General features: G+C 64.9%; 19 protein-coding genes. 10 read left to right on the top strand and 9 right to left on the bottom strand.

Annotation, left to right across the window (positions count from 1 at the left end; genetic code table 11):
- Nucleotides 1-34: 34 nt before the first annotated feature.
- Nucleotides 35-910 carry an NUDIX hydrolase gene (locus IEX16_RS01905; RefSeq protein ID WP_188706017.1) on the top strand — a complete coding sequence of 292 codons (876 nt, stop codon included), beginning with the start codon at nt 35-37 and terminating at the stop codon, nt 908-910.
- 11 nt (nt 911-921) lie between these two features.
- Here IEX16_RS01905 and IEX16_RS01900 read toward each other — a convergent pair whose 3' ends face one another.
- The 3 genes from IEX16_RS01900 to IEX16_RS01890 all read right to left on the bottom strand — a co-directional run bounded on the left by IEX16_RS01900 (nt 922) and on the right by IEX16_RS01890 (nt 3,806).
- Nucleotides 922-1,920 carry a tRNA dihydrouridine synthase gene (locus IEX16_RS01900; protein ID WP_188706015.1) on the bottom strand — a complete coding sequence of 333 codons (999 nt, stop codon included), beginning with the start codon at nt 1,918-1,920 and terminating at the stop codon, nt 922-924.
- A gap of 425 nt (nt 1,921-2,345) precedes the next feature.
- The gene (locus IEX16_RS01895; protein ID WP_188706013.1) at nt 2,346-2,855 is read right to left on the bottom strand and encodes a DUF1993 domain-containing protein; all 510 of its coding nucleotides are present in this window, start codon (nt 2,853-2,855) and stop codon (nt 2,346-2,348) included.
- A 30-nt stretch (nt 2,856-2,885) separates the two neighbouring features.
- Nucleotides 2,886-3,806, bottom strand: a complete 921-nt coding sequence (locus IEX16_RS01890; protein ID WP_188706011.1) for a DUF808 domain-containing protein — start codon at nt 3,804-3,806, stop codon at nt 2,886-2,888.
- An 81-nt stretch (nt 3,807-3,887) separates the two neighbouring features.
- On the opposite strand from IEX16_RS01890, the gene IEX16_RS01885 reads away from it, so the two are divergent.
- Both IEX16_RS01885 and IEX16_RS01880 read left to right on the top strand, forming a co-directional pair.
- Nucleotides 3,888-4,307 (top strand): DUF2177 family protein, encoded by a 420-nt coding sequence (locus IEX16_RS01885; RefSeq protein ID WP_229676111.1) that lies wholly within the window; start codon nt 3,888-3,890, stop codon nt 4,305-4,307.
- An 85-nt stretch (nt 4,308-4,392) separates the two neighbouring features.
- Nucleotides 4,393-5,520 (top strand): metallophosphoesterase, encoded by a 1,128-nt coding sequence (locus IEX16_RS01880; RefSeq protein WP_188706009.1) that lies wholly within the window; start codon nt 4,393-4,395, stop codon nt 5,518-5,520.
- A gap of 9 nt (nt 5,521-5,529) precedes the next feature.
- Here the strand turns inward: IEX16_RS01880 and IEX16_RS01875 are convergent, their stop codons facing one another.
- Together IEX16_RS01875 and IEX16_RS01870 are read right to left on the bottom strand one after the other, a co-directional pair.
- Complete coding sequence (locus tag IEX16_RS01875; protein WP_188706008.1) at nt 5,530-5,883, bottom strand: ElaB/YgaM/YqjD family protein; 354 nt, start codon at nt 5,881-5,883, stop codon at nt 5,530-5,532.
- 144 nt (nt 5,884-6,027) lie between these two features.
- The gene (locus tag IEX16_RS01870; protein WP_373288259.1) at nt 6,028-6,579 is read right to left on the bottom strand and encodes a methylated-DNA--[protein]-cysteine S-methyltransferase; all 552 of its coding nucleotides are present in this window, start codon (nt 6,577-6,579) and stop codon (nt 6,028-6,030) included.
- Between the two features lie 216 nt (nt 6,580-6,795).
- Here IEX16_RS01870 and IEX16_RS01865 point away from each other — a divergent pair, with 216 nt between their 5' ends.
- Nucleotides 6,796-6,954: a hypothetical protein gene (locus IEX16_RS01865; RefSeq protein WP_188706004.1), complete on the top strand. Its 159-nt coding sequence runs from the start codon at nt 6,796-6,798 to the stop codon at nt 6,952-6,954.
- Between the two features lie 12 nt (nt 6,955-6,966).
- On the opposite strand, the gene IEX16_RS01860 is transcribed toward IEX16_RS01865, so the two are convergent.
- On the bottom strand, nt 6,967-7,485 hold the full coding sequence (locus IEX16_RS01860) for a GNAT family N-acetyltransferase (RefSeq protein WP_188706002.1): 519 nt from the start codon (nt 7,483-7,485) through the stop codon (nt 6,967-6,969).
- Nucleotides 7,486-7,577: 92 nt separating this feature from the next.
- Here IEX16_RS01860 and IEX16_RS01855 point away from each other — a divergent pair, with 92 nt between their 5' ends.
- The 6 genes from IEX16_RS01855 (at nt 7,578) to IEX16_RS01830 (ending at nt 12,525) form a co-directional block, all read left to right on the top strand.
- Nucleotides 7,578-7,874 carry a 2Fe-2S iron-sulfur cluster-binding protein gene (locus tag IEX16_RS01855; protein ID WP_188705999.1) on the top strand — a complete coding sequence of 99 codons (297 nt, stop codon included), beginning with the start codon at nt 7,578-7,580 and terminating at the stop codon, nt 7,872-7,874.
- Nucleotides 7,875-8,035: 161 nt separating this feature from the next.
- Nucleotides 8,036-9,106 (top strand): M14 family zinc carboxypeptidase, encoded by a 1,071-nt coding sequence (locus IEX16_RS01850; protein WP_188705997.1) that lies wholly within the window; start codon nt 8,036-8,038, stop codon nt 9,104-9,106.
- Nucleotides 9,103-9,846 carry an alpha/beta fold hydrolase gene (locus IEX16_RS01845; RefSeq protein ID WP_188705995.1) on the top strand — a complete coding sequence of 248 codons (744 nt, stop codon included), beginning with the start codon at nt 9,103-9,105 and terminating at the stop codon, nt 9,844-9,846. Before IEX16_RS01850 ends, IEX16_RS01845 begins: the two co-directional genes overlap by 4 nt.
- Nucleotides 9,847-10,021: 175 nt before the next feature.
- The gene (locus IEX16_RS01840; RefSeq protein ID WP_188705993.1) at nt 10,022-10,405 is read left to right on the top strand and encodes a hypothetical protein; all 384 of its coding nucleotides are present in this window, start codon (nt 10,022-10,024) and stop codon (nt 10,403-10,405) included.
- Nucleotides 10,406-10,480: 75 nt separating this feature from the next.
- Complete coding sequence (locus IEX16_RS01835) at nt 10,481-11,236, top strand: c-type cytochrome (RefSeq protein ID WP_229676110.1); 756 nt, start codon at nt 10,481-10,483, stop codon at nt 11,234-11,236.
- Nucleotides 11,233-12,525 carry a cytochrome c gene (locus IEX16_RS01830; RefSeq protein WP_188705990.1) on the top strand — a complete coding sequence of 431 codons (1,293 nt, stop codon included), beginning with the start codon at nt 11,233-11,235 and terminating at the stop codon, nt 12,523-12,525. The genes IEX16_RS01835 and IEX16_RS01830 overlap by 4 nt, the downstream gene beginning before the upstream one ends.
- Before the next feature lie 190 nt (nt 12,526-12,715).
- On the opposite strand, the gene eda is transcribed toward IEX16_RS01830, so the two are convergent.
- From eda to IEX16_RS01815, 3 genes are all read right to left on the bottom strand, one after another.
- Nucleotides 12,716-13,360 (bottom strand): bifunctional 4-hydroxy-2-oxoglutarate aldolase/2-dehydro-3-deoxy-phosphogluconate aldolase, encoded by a 645-nt coding sequence (gene eda, locus IEX16_RS01825; RefSeq protein ID WP_188706271.1) that lies wholly within the window; start codon nt 13,358-13,360, stop codon nt 12,716-12,718.
- Nucleotides 13,361-13,362: 2 nt separating this feature from the next.
- Complete coding sequence (edd, locus tag IEX16_RS01820) at nt 13,363-15,183, bottom strand: phosphogluconate dehydratase (RefSeq protein WP_188705989.1); 1,821 nt, start codon at nt 15,181-15,183, stop codon at nt 13,363-13,365.
- A gap of 126 nt (nt 15,184-15,309) precedes the next feature.
- Nucleotides 15,310-15,840, bottom strand: a complete 531-nt coding sequence (locus IEX16_RS01815) for an OmpA family protein (RefSeq protein WP_188705988.1) — start codon at nt 15,838-15,840, stop codon at nt 15,310-15,312.
- Nucleotides 15,841-15,852 lie beyond the last annotated feature (12 nt).

The raw sequence follows: 15,852 nt of genomic DNA, 5'->3' as shown, positions 1-15,852 counted from the left end.
TAATGGACCGCCTCCCTTTCGCCTGAAAGCCCGCATGGAACTGAATCTTGAAACCGTCACCACCCCGCCGCGCCCCGCCGCCACCGTGGTACTTCTGCGTGATGCGCCGGCTGGCCTGGAGGTGTTTCTGATGAAGCGCCACGGCCTGTCCGATGTGCTTGGCGGGGCCTATGTTTTTCCCGGCGGCAAGGTCGACGCGGCCGATGCCGATCTCGACATGGCCGCGCACGGGGACCAGCCACTGGACGCGCTACACGGCGGTCTGGGCGAAGCCGACATCAGCGAGACGACCGCCGGCGCCCTGTATGTGGCGGCGCTGCGTGAAGCCTTTGAGGAATGCGGCGTGCTGTTTGCGCAAAGTGGCTCTGCTCAGCCCGCCACACAGGCCGCTGCGCTGCTGCGGGGCGGCCTGGGCTTCAATGCCCTGCTGGCGCAGATGGCACTGCGCCTGCAGACCCGCAGCGTCCTGCCCTGGTCGCGCTGGATCACACCGGCCCGACCCTCGGTCATGAACAAGCGTTTCGACACCCGCTTTTTTGTCGCGGCGGTGCCGGACGGCCAGGTGGCGCGCCACGACGACTTTGAAACCACCGAAAGCACCTGGCTCAGCCCGCGCCAAGCGCTGCAGCAATACTGGACCGGTCAGATCGAGCTGGCGCCGCCGCAGATCATGAGCCTGGCGCACCTGGCACGACACAGCACGGTGGACAGCGTGCTGGCCGCCGCGCGTGCGCGGCGGCCACCGGTGATCCAGCCCGAATCCTTCGACGACAACGGCGAGCGCATGATTTGTTACCCCGGCGATGCGCGGCATACGGTGCGTGAGGCGGCCTTGCCCGGCCCAACCCGGCTGCACTACCGCAACAAACGTTTTGAGCCGGCGACCGGTTTTGAGGGCTTGTTTGCCTGATGCGTGTGCGCTCAGGCGGCTTGCAGCAAGCGCGACGGGCTTGGGGGCTCAGCGACATGCGCCTGGACCTCGCCCGCCAACCACTGGTCGATCAGCGCCGGGTCGTTGATGGTCTTGAGCGACTGGTAAGCAATTTCCGCTTCCGGGAAACGCCGGCGCAAGAAATTGAGCCACTGCTTGAGCCGTCCGGGCCGCGAGCGCGCATCAAGCCGGGTGCAGATCAGGTGCCAGAAATCAGCCAGCAGTGGCACCAGCGTCGGCCAGCCGAGCACCTGCGCATGGCCGTTACCCATCGATGCCTTGATGGCCCGACCCAGTCCGGGGTCGGCCACCGCGCCGCGGCCAATCATCAACATGTCGCAACCCGAGGCCTCGCGGCAGCGGCGCGCATCGTCCACGGTCCAGATCTCGCCGTTGGCCACCACCGGGATGGCAACTGCCGCACGGATGTCGGCGATGCGTTCCCAGTAGGCGGGCGGCCGGTAGGCCTGCGCTTTGGTGCGTGCGTGCACCACCAGTTCGTCGGCACCGCCGCTGGCAATCGCCTGTGCACACGCAACTGCCAGCGCATCGTCGTGGTAGCCCAGGCGCATCTTGGCCGACACCGGCAGGTGCGCCGGCACGGCGCGCCGCACCGCCGACACAATCGCGGCCAGGGTGTCCGGCTCCTTCAGCAGGGCCGCACCGCCGCCGTGGCGATTGACGATGTTGGCGGGGCAGCCGAAGTTCAGGTCGATGCCGGCCGGGCCCAGCGCCGCGAGCCGCGCGGCGTTCTCCGCCATACACACCGGGTCCGACCCCAGCAGTTGCGCACGCACCGGCACGCCGGCCAGCGTGCACCCGCCGTTCAACAGCTCGGGCACGATGCGGGTGAAGACACGCTCGGGCAACAACTGGTCGGTGATACGGATGAACTCCGAGACACAGCGGTCCACGCCGCCGGCCCGCGTGAGAATGTCACGCAGTACGAAATCCAAAAGCCCTTCCATGGGCGCCAGCAAGATGGTCATGGGGTAATGCTACGGCGCGGTGCCGGGCGGAAAGCCCTTACCAACACTGCGCTGCCTCTGTTTATGAATCAAAAAGTTCTCCAGCCCTTGGCAGTTGTACATCCAAAGCTCTGTTTTTGATAGCGCCTGATTGGCCTTCCCGTCCTACACGGATGGCAGGGACTTCTTACAGTGTGCGGCTGGAGCGGCGCATAGATTTGTTGTTTCATCGAAGGAGACACCATGGCTCGGCCCCCTGCCCCTCACACCGCTGATCCCCGACGACCCAGCCATCAGGGCGCACCAGCTCAGGACGGCCGACTGCTGGCACCGAAGGCATGGCCATTTGCCCAAGGTTCGCAAAACCACCTCGACGAAACCTCCGCGCCCTGGCCCCGGCCGTCGCGGTTAACAGCCGGCAAACTATCGGGCTACAGCAAGCCCGATCAATAAGTTCCGACGTAGTCCTTTTTGCCCACGTCGACACCACTGTTGCGCAGGATGGCATAGGCCGTGGTGGTGTGAAAAAAGAAATGCGGCAAACCATAGTTCAGCAGGTAGGACTGGCCGGTGAAGATTTTTTCCTTGGGTGTGCCGGCCTGCGTTACGATGCGGCGCTCTTCGCTGCCATCGATTTGGGAAACCTCCAGGCTGGTTACAAAGGCCAGCGTTTTTTCAATCCGCGCCTGCAGATCGGCAAAAGTCTCTTCCTTGTCCTCAAAACCCGGCACCTCTGCGCCGGCCAGACGCGCCGACACCCCTTTGGCGAAGTCGCAGGCAATCTGCACCTGGCGCAGCAGGGCAAACATGTCGGGGAACAGACGGGCCTGCAACAAGGCATTGGGCTCGATTTTTTTCGCCACAGCATGGGCTTCGGCTTTGGCCAGCACGGCGCTGAGCGCGCCCAGCATTTGCTTGAATACGGGAACGGAAGCCTGATACATCGAGAGGGTCATGAGAAAGGTCCTTGAAAAGAAAAAAAGGGGTCAAGCCGCTGGCGCGCTGCGTTTTGGCAGCAGGCGTTTGACAAGTGTCACCGCGGCCAGCACCAGCGCGCCGGCCGCGATGCCAACCACCGCATCAGCCAGCAGGAGGGTGATGGCGCCCAGCACCGTGCCGGCGGCTGCAGACAGGGCCTCGATGGCATGGTCCAGGGCCGGGATACCGTGGGTCAGGATGCCGCCGCCCACCAAAAACATGGCGGCGGTGCCGGCCACCGACAGGCCCTTCATGAGCCAGGGTGCGGTGGCCAGAATGCCCACACCCAGCGCGCGCAGGGCACCGGTTTTTTTGCTCAGGTGCAGGCCGCCGTCGTCGAGCTTGACGATGCCGGCGACCAGGCCGTAAACGCCGACGGTCATCAAGATGGCGATGCCGCTGAGCACGCTGATCTGGGTGAGGAAAGCGCTGTCCTGCACCGTGCCCAGCGTGATCGCAATGATTTCAGCCGACAGAATGAAGTCGGTGCGCACCGCACCCTTGATCTTGTCTTTCTCGGCCGCCACCAGGTCCACGGTAGGGTCGGCCAGCGCTTCCAGCAGTTTCTTCTCATGCGCCGCATCCTCGGCCTTGCTGTGCAAAAACTTGTGCGCGAGTTTCTCGAAACCCTCGTAGCAAAGAAAAGCCCCACCGACCATCAGCAGTGGCGTGACGGACCAAGGCGCAAACGCGCTGATCGCCAGCGCGGCCGGCACCAGAATGGCTTTGTTCAGAAATGAGCCTTTAGCGACAGCCCAGACCACCGGCAACTCGCGCTCGGCCTTGACGCCGGCGACCTGCTGCGCATTGAGCGCCAGGTCATCACCAAGAACACCCGCACTTTTCTTGGCCGCGACTTTGGTCAGCAAGGCCACGTCGTCAAGCACGGTGGCGATATCGTCAAGCAATGCAAACAGGCTGCTGGCCATGGGGATTTACCGGAAAAGTGATGGGCTGACCATTGTCGCAGCAGGAAAGCAGGCTTTGCTGCGCCGGTACACAATGACCGGATGATAAAAAACTCGCTGATCGCTTACGCTGGCACCTTGGTGTTTTTTCTGGCCGCCGACATGCTCTGGCTGGGCCTGCTGATGACCGGCTCTTACCAGGCCTGGATCGGTCCGCTGATGCGGGAGCAGCCGCTGCTGCTGCCGGCGGCGCTGTTTTACCTGCTGTACCCGGTCGGCCTGGTGGTATTTGCCGTGCGCCCCGGCCTGGAAAAACAAAGGTGGATAAATTGCGCCGCACTCGCCGCGTTTTTTGGCCTGCTGGCCTATGGCACCTACGACCTGAGCAACCTCGCCACGCTCAAGGGCTGGCCATGGCAGCTGACGCTGGTGGACATGGCCTGGGGCGCAGCGCTGTCCTGCGGCAGTGCGTTGGCGGGATATGCTGCAGTTCAAGCCTGGGGTTCGCGCCCGGCCGCCTAACCGGCCCTTGTAGTCGGCGCTTGTATTTCAAGAGTTTGCTGCCACATCCTTGGGGCGCCAACCGACGTTGCCCCTGCGAGCACCCATGTCTCTGTTTTTCTTTTCCCTTTTTCTGCACGCCTACCTGGGCGTCCGCCTGATCCCCGCGCTGGCAGCTTGGCCTGTCGCCCAGCTGCTGCTGGGCTTGAGCCTGCTGGCATCCATGGTGCTGATGCCGATGGGCCTTACGGCGCGGCGCTTCAAGTCTCCGCTGCTGGCCGACCGCGTGACCTGGACCGGCATGTTATTCATGGGCCTGTTCTCGTCGGTGTTTGTCTTGAGCCTGCTGCGCGAGGCCGCTCTGCTCGCAGGCTGGCTGTGGCTTCTGGTACGTCCGGGTACTTTTTCATGGCCAGGCCTCAACGCAGGATCAGCAGCGGCGGTTGCGCTGCTCGGGCTGCTGATGACTTTTTTAGGTTTTTTCAACGCCAGGCGCACCGCCGCTGTGGTCCGGGTCGAGGTGCCGATAGTCGGCCTGCCGACCGCCCTGCATGGTTTTTCGATTGCACAGATCAGCGACATCCATGTCGGGCCCACCATCAAGCGCGGCTACCTGCAAGCCATAGTGAACGTGGTCAACGAACTGCAGGTGGACATGGTGGCAGTGACTGGCGATCTGGTGGATGGCACGGTGGCAGACCTGGCCCCGCATGTGGCGCCGCTGGCTGGCTTGTCGTCGGTGCATGGCACCTACTTCGTCACTGGCAACCACGAGTATTATTCAGGCGCCCACGCCTGGATCCAGGAGCTGAACCGCCTCGGCGTGCGGGTGCTGATGAATGAACATGTGGTGCTGCCCCACGGCCTGGTCTTGGCCGGTGTCGCAGACTGGAGCGCCGGCCATTTTGACAGTTCACACCGCAGCGACCCGCATGCGGCGCTGGCTGGTTCACCGGCCAATGCGGCGTTCAGGTTGTTGCTGGCGCACCAGCCACGCAGCGCTGTCGAAGCGGAAAAAGCCGGCTTTGATCTGCAACTCTCGGGTCATACTCATGGCGGCCAGTTCTGGCCCTGGGGCTTGTTCGTTCGCTTCCAGCAACCGTTTACTGCAGGATTACACCGGCTTGAAAATCTGTGGATTTACACCAGCCGGGGCACCGGTTATTGGGGGCCGCCGAAACGCTTCGGCGCGCCGTCCGAAATCACCTGCCTGCGGCTGGTGACCGTTTCCTGATCGCGCAGGTCAATGGCGGCTGGCGGTCAGGCGGCCGAAGATCAGCCCCACCAGCAGCGCGGCACCAACGGCCTGCAGTGGATGGTCTTTGATGTAGGCCTTGGAGTAATCCACGGCCTGCAACGGTGCATCGGTGAAACGGTGCGCCTGGTCGCTGAATTTGCCGGCCACGCTGCTGGCGCCGCTGGCGAGTTTGTCCACCGTGTTGTGAGCCACAGTAGCGGCACGGTCCACGGTGGTGCGGGCCGGCTCGGCGACCTTGTCGATGGTGTTGTGCAGCGAGCTGCCGGCCTGGCTGACGCCACGCAACAAGGCGCTTTCGCCGCTGCTGATGCCGCTGGAGGTGCCATTGGATGTTTCCATGATGAATTCCTTCAAAGTAAGAGCTTGCAGTCTGCCCACAGCGCCGGCGGAGGCCGGCTGGTGAACGCTTTCTTTACTTTGAGACAGCGATCCCGGCTTGCCTGTGCGCAAGGGGATGACTCGACTGTAGGACAAGGCAGCTAGTCAGTCGAACAGACCCGGTGTGCCGCGCATCGCGCCTTCGATGATCAGGAGCCGCAGCTTGGTGCGAATGCCGCCGCTCGCGGAAAATCCGCCCGGCTTGTCACCTGCAGCCAGCACGCGGTGGCAGGGCACCACCGGCGCAAACGGGTTGCGCCCCAGCGCCTGCCCGACAGCGCGCGCGGCGCCGGGCTCGCCGAGCCGGGCCGCCACTTCGCCATAGGTCAGGGTCTGGCCCGGCGGTATGGCACGCGCGACGGCGTACACGCGTTGGTAAAAGGCCGGCACGCCGCGCATGTCGAAGACTATCGCATCCAGCGCGTGCGCCTCGCCGCGCAACATGGCGCGGATGCCGCCAATGGCCACTTGTACCGCCTCGCCAGGGGCAGCCTCGGCCGCTGCAGGAAAACGCTGGCCCATGCGCACGCGTGTTTGCGCGGCGTCAGCTTCCGGCAACTGCATGCCGCAAATTCCCGCGTCGCCCCAGGCAATGCCACAAGCGCCGACGGCGGTGTCGAACAGTGCAAAAAAGACGGTGGGGGTGGCGGCGCTCAAGCTAACGGACATCCTAATACAAGACCGCTCCACGCCGCCGCAACAGCGCGAAACTTGCTACTGAATTTGTAGCTGTCAATCCTTGCTGGCTATGGGAAAAAGCCTAGAAATGTCGTGCAAAAGTCTGTCGGTCGGCACCGACAGGAACTGGCATGGTTTTCCTAGGGGGGTCTTGCCGGGGGACGCGCAAGATAGGGCCTTAACCGGAGCATGACCATGACCCATTTTTCCGCCAGCACACATGAAGGACGACCGCGCGAAGTCAACCCGGACGAGACCGGCTTGGCCGAAGACACCGAAGACCTGCCGCTGTCGCCGGACGAAGACATGTCGGTGATTCCCGACGAGGAGCGCGTGCTGGACGTGCCCTCCTGAGACAGCCGAGGTTCAGCCGACGTCGCGCCTCAGGCGTATTTCTTCGAGCTTCACGGTGCCCACGAGCACGGTTTTCAGCGATGCCATCTCACGCTTGAAACCGGCGTGTTCGTGAAAGCGCAGTGCGCGCTCATTGCGCACCGGCACCCAGACGGTGACCTTGGTGCAGCCTTCTTCCTTGAGCCCGTCGTTGGCGGCGTCCCACAGAGCCACGCCCACACCCTGGTTCCAGTGTGCCGGGTCCACATAAATGGCCCAAATTTCGCCGCAGGCTGAAGGTGTGCCCTTGTCGCGCGAACGGTCGAACCCGACAAAACCCACGACCTTATCGCCATCGGTGGCGACCTGCACCTGCGGCTCCATGTACTCGATGGCATCGCGCCAGAACTGCTGGCGCTTGTCAATGGACAGGGTACCGAGCTGGTCGTCGGGAACCAGTCCCTGGTAGGCGGCGCGTGAGGAGGTGGCGTTGATTTCGGCAATGGCTTTGGCATCGCGCACGGTAGCGGGTCGGACTTGGTAGCTGGACATGAAAGAGGCTCTGGGAGAATCGTTGCTGGGGGACCCGGATTGTCGCAGCAAATGAAAACCGCCCTGATGCCCGGACCCCTAAACTTCAGGCCATGACGAAGACGTCTACCGATCCGGTTTACAGCGCGCGCCTGCTGCCGGACGGTGAGCCTTTCGACGCAGCGGCCGGCCGGCCGCTGCTGCAGTCGGCGCTGCAGGCCAGCATTTTTCTCGAAAGCTCCTGCCGCAACGGCAGCTGCCGCAGTTGCGTCTGCCGGCTGGCCAGCGGTCAGGTGAGCTACCGCATCGCGTGGCCAGGCCTGAGCGCCGAGGAAAAGGCCGAGGGCTGGATCCTGCCCTGCGTGGCCTTTCCAGCATCTGATTTGGTGCTGCTGCCGCCTGGCCCGTAACTTCAAACCAAATCAGCCTCCAGCCCATGCGCGATGGGCGATGGGCGATGGGCGATGGGCGATGGGCGATGGGCGGAATCAGCTCCTTTTTTCATGGCAATTTGGCTGGCAGGGAGGCATGCATGCAGTGATTTGTCACACAAGTCTGCAAGGATGGGAATATGGATTTTTTGCACCCGCCCGCCGACGCCTACCGCTTCGCCCGCACACCCGATGCCGCAGCGACTTTTGCCGAACATGAAGACTTCAAGGCCCTGCTGCGGTCCGGCGGCGCGCACTTTGAGGTGCAGACCGTCGCCGAGGTCCACACCGCCGGTCCCTCGTTTGAGCTGTTCACCGCCGCCATCGGCTCACGCGACCCACGCGCCCCGGCGATTGGTTTTTTCGGCGGCATTCACGGTCTGGAGCGCATCGGCACGCAGCTGATCCTGCATTACATGCGTGCGCTGCTGTGGCGGCTCGAATGGGACACGCTGCTGCGGCAACAGTTGCAAAACGTCCGGCTGGTGTTCATGCCCATCGTCAACCCAGGCGGCATGTGGGCGCACAAACGCGCCAACCCGCGCGGCGTGGACCTGATGCGCAATGCAGCGCAGCGCGCCGAAAGCCGCGTGCCTTTTCTGGCTGGCGGTCAAACCATGAGCCCGCTGCTGCCCTGGTACTGCGGCCGGCCCGGTGCGCCCATGGAAACCGAAAGTACGGCGCTGCTGCAGGTGGTGCGTGAGCAACTGGCCTGCCGTCCCTTCAGCCTGGCGCTCGACTGCCATTCGGGTTACGGCTTTGACGACAGCATCTGGTTTCCTTATGCGAAAACACGCCGGCTGATGGCGCATCTGCCCGAGATGTTTGCGCTCAAGACCATGCTGGAGCAAGCGATGCCGCACCACGATTACAGCTTTGAGCCGCAGAGCAACCAGTACCTGCTGCACGGCGACCTGTGGGACCACGCTTATGAACACGCGCCCGCAGGCCACGTATTTTTGCCGATGACGCTGGAGCTTGGCTCCTGGTTGTGGATACGCAAGAATCCGCGCCAGTTGTTCTCGCGGCACGGCATCTTCAACCCGATCAAGGCGCACCGCATCAAACGCGTGCTGCGCCGCCATGTGGACCTGCTGGACTTCCTCACGCGGGCCGCCTATGCCGCGCCCGGCTGGCTGCCGCTGGCAGCGCGCCGGACCGAGTTGCAACAACAGGCCAGCGCCCACTGGCGGCCCCGGCGCGCGCCATGAGCTGGGTGCTGTTGCGCGGCCTGGCACGGGAGGCACGCCACTGGGGCGGCCTGCCGCAGCAACTGGCGGCCACCGGCGACACCGTGGTCGCGCTGGACTTGCCAGGAAACGGCACGTTCTGCAAGCTGCGCTCACCGGCAACGGTACCTGCCATGACGGTTTTTGCGCGAGCGCAATTGCAGCGCCAAGGCTGCGCGCCACCCTACCGGCTGCTGGCGATGTCGCTGGGCGGCATGGTCGCCACCGACTGGGCGCAGCAGTTCCCTGGCGAGGTGGCCGCGCTGGTGCTGATCAACACCAGCATGCGCCCCTTCAGCCGCGCCACCGAACGGCTGCGCCCCGGCAACTGGCCGACGCTACTGCGGCTGGCCGCGCGCTGGGACGATGTCAGGGACAGCGAGCGCGTGATTCACGCGCTGACCTGCGAGCGCAGCGCAGCCATGGAAAAAGATCTGGCAGCCTGGGTTCATATCCGCAAGAGCGCGCCGGTACAGGCCAGCAATGCCTGGCGCCAACTGTGGGCAGCAGTGCAATTTTCAGCGGCTGCAGGCAAGCCGCACTGCCCCACGCTGCTGCTGTCATCCAGCGTCGACCGGCTGGTGCATCCGCGTTGTTCACTGCGCCTGGCACAGGCATGGCAGGCCAGCCATCAGCAACACCCCTGGGCCGGTCACGATCTGCCACATGACGACGCTGACTGGGTCTGCCAGACCATCACCGACTGGCTGGCCACAGTCTGAATCGCTCCTGTTTTGATAGCTTGTCACGCTCGCCAGCCATGGGATGGTGGCGCTTTTAATCCATCCATGAATGCACCTCGCGCATGACCTGTTCACAGTCCGTGGGCGCCCGTCGGGCTCCTGGTCAGGCAAAATTCAGTTTCCACCTCAAGTTAAGGTCTGCAGAAAAATCGCCATGACGACCCTCCTAGCACCCTTGCCCGAGACCGCCGGGCCTGCGCCCCCGCCGGGCCAGCCCAAACGCGTCTGGGCACTGGCGCTGGGTACGGCCGCTGTCTGGTACCTGGACACGCTGCTGCTTGAGATGGCCGAGTTGGTGGGTGCCATCGCCTTGTCGGACAACAAGTCCCTGACCAAGGACGCCATTGCCGAGCTGCGCCGCAAGGCCGCAGACCTGCGCTGCCAGATCGGCCCGCTCCCCGCCAGCGCCTTGGCCAAGGTGGTCAGGCGCACCGAGGCAGCCGGCGGCGCCGTGCTCGACAAGGGCGCACGTTTGAAGGAGCTGCAAACCAGTTGGGACCATTTTCTGGCCTGCCTGCGTTCCAGCCCGAAACGCTGACAAACGCTGACAAACGGCGGGGCCATGCGCCCGGTTGCGGCGTCAGCCCGCTTCTCAAGGCATGATCTCCCCATGATGAATCTTCCTTCCGGATGGCGCGCACCGGTCGCACGATGGCTAACGGGCTGGGCGCTGCTAGCCGGCAGCGCCGCTGCTGGCCAGGCCGCCGCCCCATTTGAAGACAACATCGCCCAGCGCACCGTGGCCTGCACCGCCTGCCATGGCCCGCAGGGCCGGGCCGGGCCCGACGGTTATTACCCACGCCTGGCCGGCAAGCCGGCAGGTTACCTCTACAACCAGTTGCTTAACTTTCGCGACGGGCGGCGCCATTACGGGCTGATGACGCAACTGGTGGAGCCGCTGAGCGATAGCTACCTGATGGAAATTGCCCAGTATTTCTCGAGCCTCCAGGTGGCCTACCCGGCGCCGGTGCCGGCCACCGCTTCTGCCGACCTGCTGCGTCAGGGCCGGCAACTGGTGCTGCAGGGTGATGCAGCGCGGCGCGTGCCGGCCTGCGTGGCCTGCCACGGCCAGGCCATGACCGGTGTCGTGCCCGCGATACCCGGCCTGCTGGGGCTGCCGCGCGACTACCTCAATGCCCAGCTCGGTGCCTGGAAAACCGGCCAACGCCGCGCCCACTCGCCCGACTGCATGAAGCAGGTGGTGGAGCGCCTGAACCTGGACGAACTCAACGCTGTAGCGAGCTGGCTGGCCGCGCAGCCACTGCCTGCCAACAGCAAGCCGGCCACCACCCTGCCCGCCGCGGCGCCCGGCGCGGTCACCTTGACCTGCGCCGGCGCACCAGCCAACGCGCTGAAGGCCAGGCCATGAAAAAATTGCTGTTGTGGCTGTCCGCCCTCAGCCTGCTGATGGCCGCTACCGCGGCGGCGGTGACCTGGCTCAATCTGCGCGACGAGGTCGATGTGCGGGTGCCGGTCGCCGCGATCACCCCCGGCGACAGCCTGATCGCGCGCGGCGCTTACCTGGCGCGTGCCGGAAACTGCATCAGTTGCCACAGCGCGCGCGGCGAACCCAGCTACGCGGGCGGACGGCCCATAGACACACCGTTCGGCACGGTCTACAGCAGCAACCTCACGCCCGACGAAAAAACCGGCCTGGGTAGCTGGTCGCCCGCGCACTTCTGGCGCGCCATGCACAACGGCCGCTCCAAAAACGGCCGCCTGCTTTACCCGGCCTTCCCCTACCCCAACTACACCCAGGTGACGCGCGAGGATTCAGACGCGCTGTTTGCCTACTTCGGCAGCCTGCCGGCGGTGGAGCGCGCCAGGACGCCGAATGTGCTGCGTTTCCCCTACGATTCGCAAGCCGCGCTGGCGATCTGGCGCGCGCTGTATTTCAAACCCGGCGTCTACGAGACCGACAAGCAGCGCAGCGCCGAATGGAACCGCGGCGCTTACCTGGTCCGGGGCCTGGGGCACTGCGCCGCCTGCCACACCGCGCGCAACGCGCTGGGCGCCAGCAGCGAGGCGCTGGACCTGGCCGGTGGGTTGATACCGATGCAAAACTGGTACGCGCCATCGCTGAGCTCGCCGCATGAAGCCGGCGTCGGCGACTGGGACCGCCAGCACATCGTGGCCCTGCTGAAAACCGGCGTCTCGCCGCGCGCCTCGGCCACCGGTCCGATGGCCGAGGTGGTGCTGCGCAGCACCCAGTATTTGAGCGACGCCGACCTCGGCGCCATGGCGCAGTTTTTGAAGGAACTGACCCCACCGGCGATCACGGCGATGGCGGCGGTGCAGGCAGCACCCGCAGCGCAGGCAAGCGTGCTGGCGCGTGGCGCCAAACTCTATGAGCAGCATTGCGCGCAATGTCACGGCGAGCAGGGCCGCGGTGTGCCTCAGGCCTATCCGGCGCTGGCCGGCAACCGCGCGGTGACCATGGCGCAGTCCGCCAATCTGATGCAGATCGTCCTCAATGGGGGCTATGCGCCGGCCACCGCAGGCAACCCGCGGCCATTCGGCATGCCACCTTTCGTGCTGGAACTCAGCGACGGCGACATCGCGGCGGTGCTGACCCACATCCGCCAGTCGTGGGGGAACCGGGCGGGCGTTGTGACACCCCTGGAGGTGAACCGGATGCGGGCGTCGGGCACGCGTTAGGTAGCTCAGGCATCACGCGGCATCTGGCGCTTGCCGCCAACCCGGCTTGTGGGTACATCACGCGGCACGGTTCGCAAACAAGGATTTCGCATCAAGTCCGGATGACAAGCAGCGCAGCGCACTTGTTATGAATTCAATAGCTTCTGATGCCCGTCAACAAGGGTCTGATGGTCAGTTTTGTCTGTAAAAATTATCTGGGCAAACCAGCCGCCTGCCGCGCCAACTCACTGACCCGGGCCCAGTCGCCGCGTGCCAGCGCATCGCCTGGCACCAGCCAGGAGCCGCCAACGCAGGCGACGTTGGCCAGCGCCAGAAACTCCGCCGCGTTGGCGGCGGTGATGCCGCCGGTGGGGCAAAACTTCACATCCCCGAAAGGTCCGCCCCAGGCCTTGAGCATGGCCAGCCCGCCGGCCTGCAAGGCCGGGAAAAACTTGAGCTCGGTGTAGCCGTCTTCCTGCGCCGCCATGATTTCGCTGCCGGTGGCCACACCGGGCAGTAGCGGCAGATGTGCATCGCGGCAGGCCGTACCGACCGCGTGGGTGTATCCCGGGCTCACGATGAAACGCGCGCCAGCCATCGCGCAGGCCTGCACATCGGCCGCGCTGCGCGCGGTGCCGGCGCCGACCACCGCCTCGGGCACGTCACGCGCAATCGCCTCGATGCAGGCCAGCGCCTGAGGCGTGCGCAAGGTCACTTCGAGCATGCGGATACCGCCGGCTACCAGCGCGCGTGCCAGCGGCACAGCGTGCGCCACATCTGTCAGCACAATCACCGGGATCACTGCAGCATCCTGCATCACCTGCAAGGCCGTCAGCGGCCCGGCGACGCCATCCATTGTTATGTCCACGACAAAGCTCCTTCTTCAGCGGCCAGCGCATTGCGCCGCATTCCCGCAAACAACTCGCGCCCCATTCCCAGGCCATTGGCGACGCGCAATGCCTCAGGCATCACGGCGGTCTGGCGGGCAGCCCAGTCGGCGGCCGGCACCATTATCTCGAGTATGCCGCTGATGGCGTCCAGCAGAATCACGTCACCGTCGCGCACTTTCGCCAGCGGCCCGCCTGCGGCGGACTCGGGCGACACATGAATCGCCGCCGGCACTTTGCCCGAAGCGCCGCTCATGCGCCCGTCGGTCACCAGCGCCACCCGAAAGCCCTTGCCCTGCAGCACCGCCAGCGGCGGCGTGAGTTTGTGCAGCTCGGGCATGCCATTAGCCTGCGGGCCTTGCCAGCGCACCACGCAGATGACATCGCGGTCCAGCTCGCCGGCCTGGAAGGCCAGGTGCAGCGCTTCCTGTGAATCGAAAACACGCGCGGGCGCTTCAATCACATGGCGGTCGTCCGGCACCGCCGAGACCTTGATCACGCTGCGGCCCAGGTTTCCCTCCAGCAGCTTGAGGCCGCCGCTGGCACTGAAAGGCGCGCCGGCCGGTCGCACGATGGCCTCGTCTTTCGACAGACCCATCTCGTGCCAGGCCAGCTTGCCGTCTTGCATGGCCGGCTCGCGCGTGTACTCGCGGATGCCGCCTGCGCGCACCGTCAGCACGTCCTCGTGCATGAAACCGGCGTCCAGCAGTTCGCGGATCACGAAGCCGGTGCCGCCAGCCGCCTGGAACTGGTTCACGTCGGCGCTGCCGTTCGGGTAGACATGGGTCAGTAAGGGCACGACATCGGACAAATCCGAAAAATCATTCCAGTCGATCAGGATGCCGGCCGAACGCGCCACCGCCACCCAGTGGATCAGATGGTTGGTCGAGCCGCCCGTGGCCAGCAAGGCCACCATGGCGTTGACGATGGCCTTTTCATCCACAATTTTGCCGATGGGGGAGAAGCGCCTGGACGACTTCACGATGCCGAGCACCGTGCGCGCGGCTTCGCGCGTCAATTCGTCGCGCAGGACGCCGCCGGGCTGGACAAAAGCCGTGCCGGGAACATGCAGGCCCATGGCTTCGAGCAGCATCTGGTTGCTGTTGGCGGTGCCGTAAAAAGTGCAGGTGCCGGGACTGTGGTAACTCTTGAGCTCGGCGTCGAGCAGGCCGTCGCGGCCAACCAGGCCTTGCGCCGCGAGTTCACGCACACGGGCTTTTTCCTTGTTCGGCAGCCCCGACGGCATCGGGCCGGCAGGCACAAACACCATGGGCAGGTGGCCGAAATGCAGCGCACCTATCAGCAGGCCGGGCACGATCTTGTCGCACACACCCAGCATCAGTGCCGCATCAAACATGTCATGGCTCAGTGACACCGCGGTGGCCATGGCGATCACGTCACGGCTGAACAGGCTGAGCTCCATGCCCGTCGTGCCCTGGGTCACGCCGTCGCACATGGCCGGCACGCCGCCAGCCACCTGGGCGGTGGCGCCGTGCTGGCGCGCCTCGCACTTGATCAGGTCCGGGTAGGGTTGCATCGGCGTGTGCGCCGACAACATGTCGTTGTAAGCGGTGACGATGCCGATGTTGGGCGCGCGTTCAGTGACCACCTTGAAGCGGTCGTCCAGTGGCATGCCGGCCACCGCGTGCGCGATGTTGCCGCAACCCATGCGATCCACGCTGATCGCGCGGGTGGCGGTGGCGTCCAGCCGCTGGAGGTAGGCGCTGCGAGTACTGCGGCTGCGCTCGCGTATTTTTTCGGTGACCTGGGCGACGACGGGATGAAGGCTCATGGGGGTGGTTTTCTTTGGTATGCGTTGTAACTTTATTACTTCATACATCCTACTGCGTTACCAAATCCCTGCAATGCCACGGGTACAGACCGGTTACCGGCGGGCCAAGGCGCCGCCGGTGCGAGCTCACTGCAAGGCAATTTCCACCCGGCGCGCCTCGGCATCGCTGCCCGTGCCAGCCGTTTGCGCGGGTTTCTCCAGGCGAATTTGCCGTTCGGACACACCGGCGGCGACCAAGGCCTCACGCACCGCCAGCGCACGCTGCCTGGCCAGTTCGGCGTTGCGCGCAGCGTTGCCTTTGGCGTCGTGAAAGCCCGAGATGACGACTTTTTTTCCGCCGCGTGCACCCTTGACCACATCGACCAGGGCCTCAGCCGCGCCGGCAGCGAGTTCAGCCTGACCGGAAGCAAAGTAAAACTTCACGACGCCATACTCCACAGTGATGCTGGCGGTGTCAGACACGGCCTGCGCCGACAGTGCCGCCGATACAGGAACGGCGGCAGGAGCGGCGATAAAAGCCGCCGGCGGCAGGCCCGCGCGCACAGCCGTCACGCGGCTGATGGCCAGGCCAAGCACCAGGGCCAGCAACAGCGAGACGAGGCCGAAAACCAGGCCCAGCACCCAGCCCTGCTGCTCATCGTCCGATTGTGAAAACATGCAGAAAATCTC

Origin of the sequence: Polaromonas eurypsychrophila, from assembly GCF_014641715.1 — a bacterium.
Taxonomy (GTDB): Bacteria; Pseudomonadota; Gammaproteobacteria; order Burkholderiales; family Burkholderiaceae_C; genus Polaromonas; species Polaromonas eurypsychrophila.
This window is presented reverse-complemented; position numbering and strand designations above follow the sequence as displayed.

Coding starts and splice junctions, on each gene's coding strand:
- IEX16_RS01905 (WP_188706017.1), top strand. CDS start 35: ATGGAACTGAATCTTGAAACCGTCACCACCCCGCCGCGCCCCGCCGCC.
- IEX16_RS01900 (WP_188706015.1), bottom strand. CDS start 1,920: ATGACCATCTTGCTGGCGCCCATGGAAGGGCTTTTGGATTTCGTACTG.
- IEX16_RS01895 (WP_188706013.1), bottom strand. CDS start 2,855: ATGACCCTCTCGATGTATCAGGCTTCCGTTCCCGTATTCAAGCAAATG.
- IEX16_RS01890 (WP_188706011.1), bottom strand. CDS start 3,806: ATGGCCAGCAGCCTGTTTGCATTGCTTGACGATATCGCCACCGTGCTT.
- IEX16_RS01885 (WP_229676111.1), top strand. CDS start 3,888: ATGATAAAAAACTCGCTGATCGCTTACGCTGGCACCTTGGTGTTTTTT.
- IEX16_RS01880 (WP_188706009.1), top strand. CDS start 4,393: ATGTCTCTGTTTTTCTTTTCCCTTTTTCTGCACGCCTACCTGGGCGTC.
- IEX16_RS01875 (WP_188706008.1), bottom strand. CDS start 5,883: ATGGAAACATCCAATGGCACCTCCAGCGGCATCAGCAGCGGCGAAAGC.
- IEX16_RS01865 (WP_188706004.1), top strand. CDS start 6,796: ATGACCCATTTTTCCGCCAGCACACATGAAGGACGACCGCGCGAAGTC.
- IEX16_RS01860 (WP_188706002.1), bottom strand. CDS start 7,485: ATGTCCAGCTACCAAGTCCGACCCGCTACCGTGCGCGATGCCAAAGCC.
- IEX16_RS01855 (WP_188705999.1), top strand. CDS start 7,578: ATGACGAAGACGTCTACCGATCCGGTTTACAGCGCGCGCCTGCTGCCG.
- IEX16_RS01850 (WP_188705997.1), top strand. CDS start 8,036: ATGGATTTTTTGCACCCGCCCGCCGACGCCTACCGCTTCGCCCGCACA.
- IEX16_RS01845 (WP_188705995.1), top strand. CDS start 9,103: ATGAGCTGGGTGCTGTTGCGCGGCCTGGCACGGGAGGCACGCCACTGG.
- IEX16_RS01840 (WP_188705993.1), top strand. CDS start 10,022: ATGACGACCCTCCTAGCACCCTTGCCCGAGACCGCCGGGCCTGCGCCC.
- IEX16_RS01835 (WP_229676110.1), top strand. CDS start 10,481: ATGAATCTTCCTTCCGGATGGCGCGCACCGGTCGCACGATGGCTAACG.
- IEX16_RS01830 (WP_188705990.1), top strand. CDS start 11,233: ATGAAAAAATTGCTGTTGTGGCTGTCCGCCCTCAGCCTGCTGATGGCC.
- eda (WP_188706271.1), bottom strand. CDS start 13,360: ATGGATGGCGTCGCCGGGCCGCTGACGGCCTTGCAGGTGATGCAGGAT.
- edd (WP_188705989.1), bottom strand. CDS start 15,183: ATGAGCCTTCATCCCGTCGTCGCCCAGGTCACCGAAAAAATACGCGAG.
- IEX16_RS01815 (WP_188705988.1), bottom strand. CDS start 15,840: ATGTTTTCACAATCGGACGATGAGCAGCAGGGCTGGGTGCTGGGCCTG.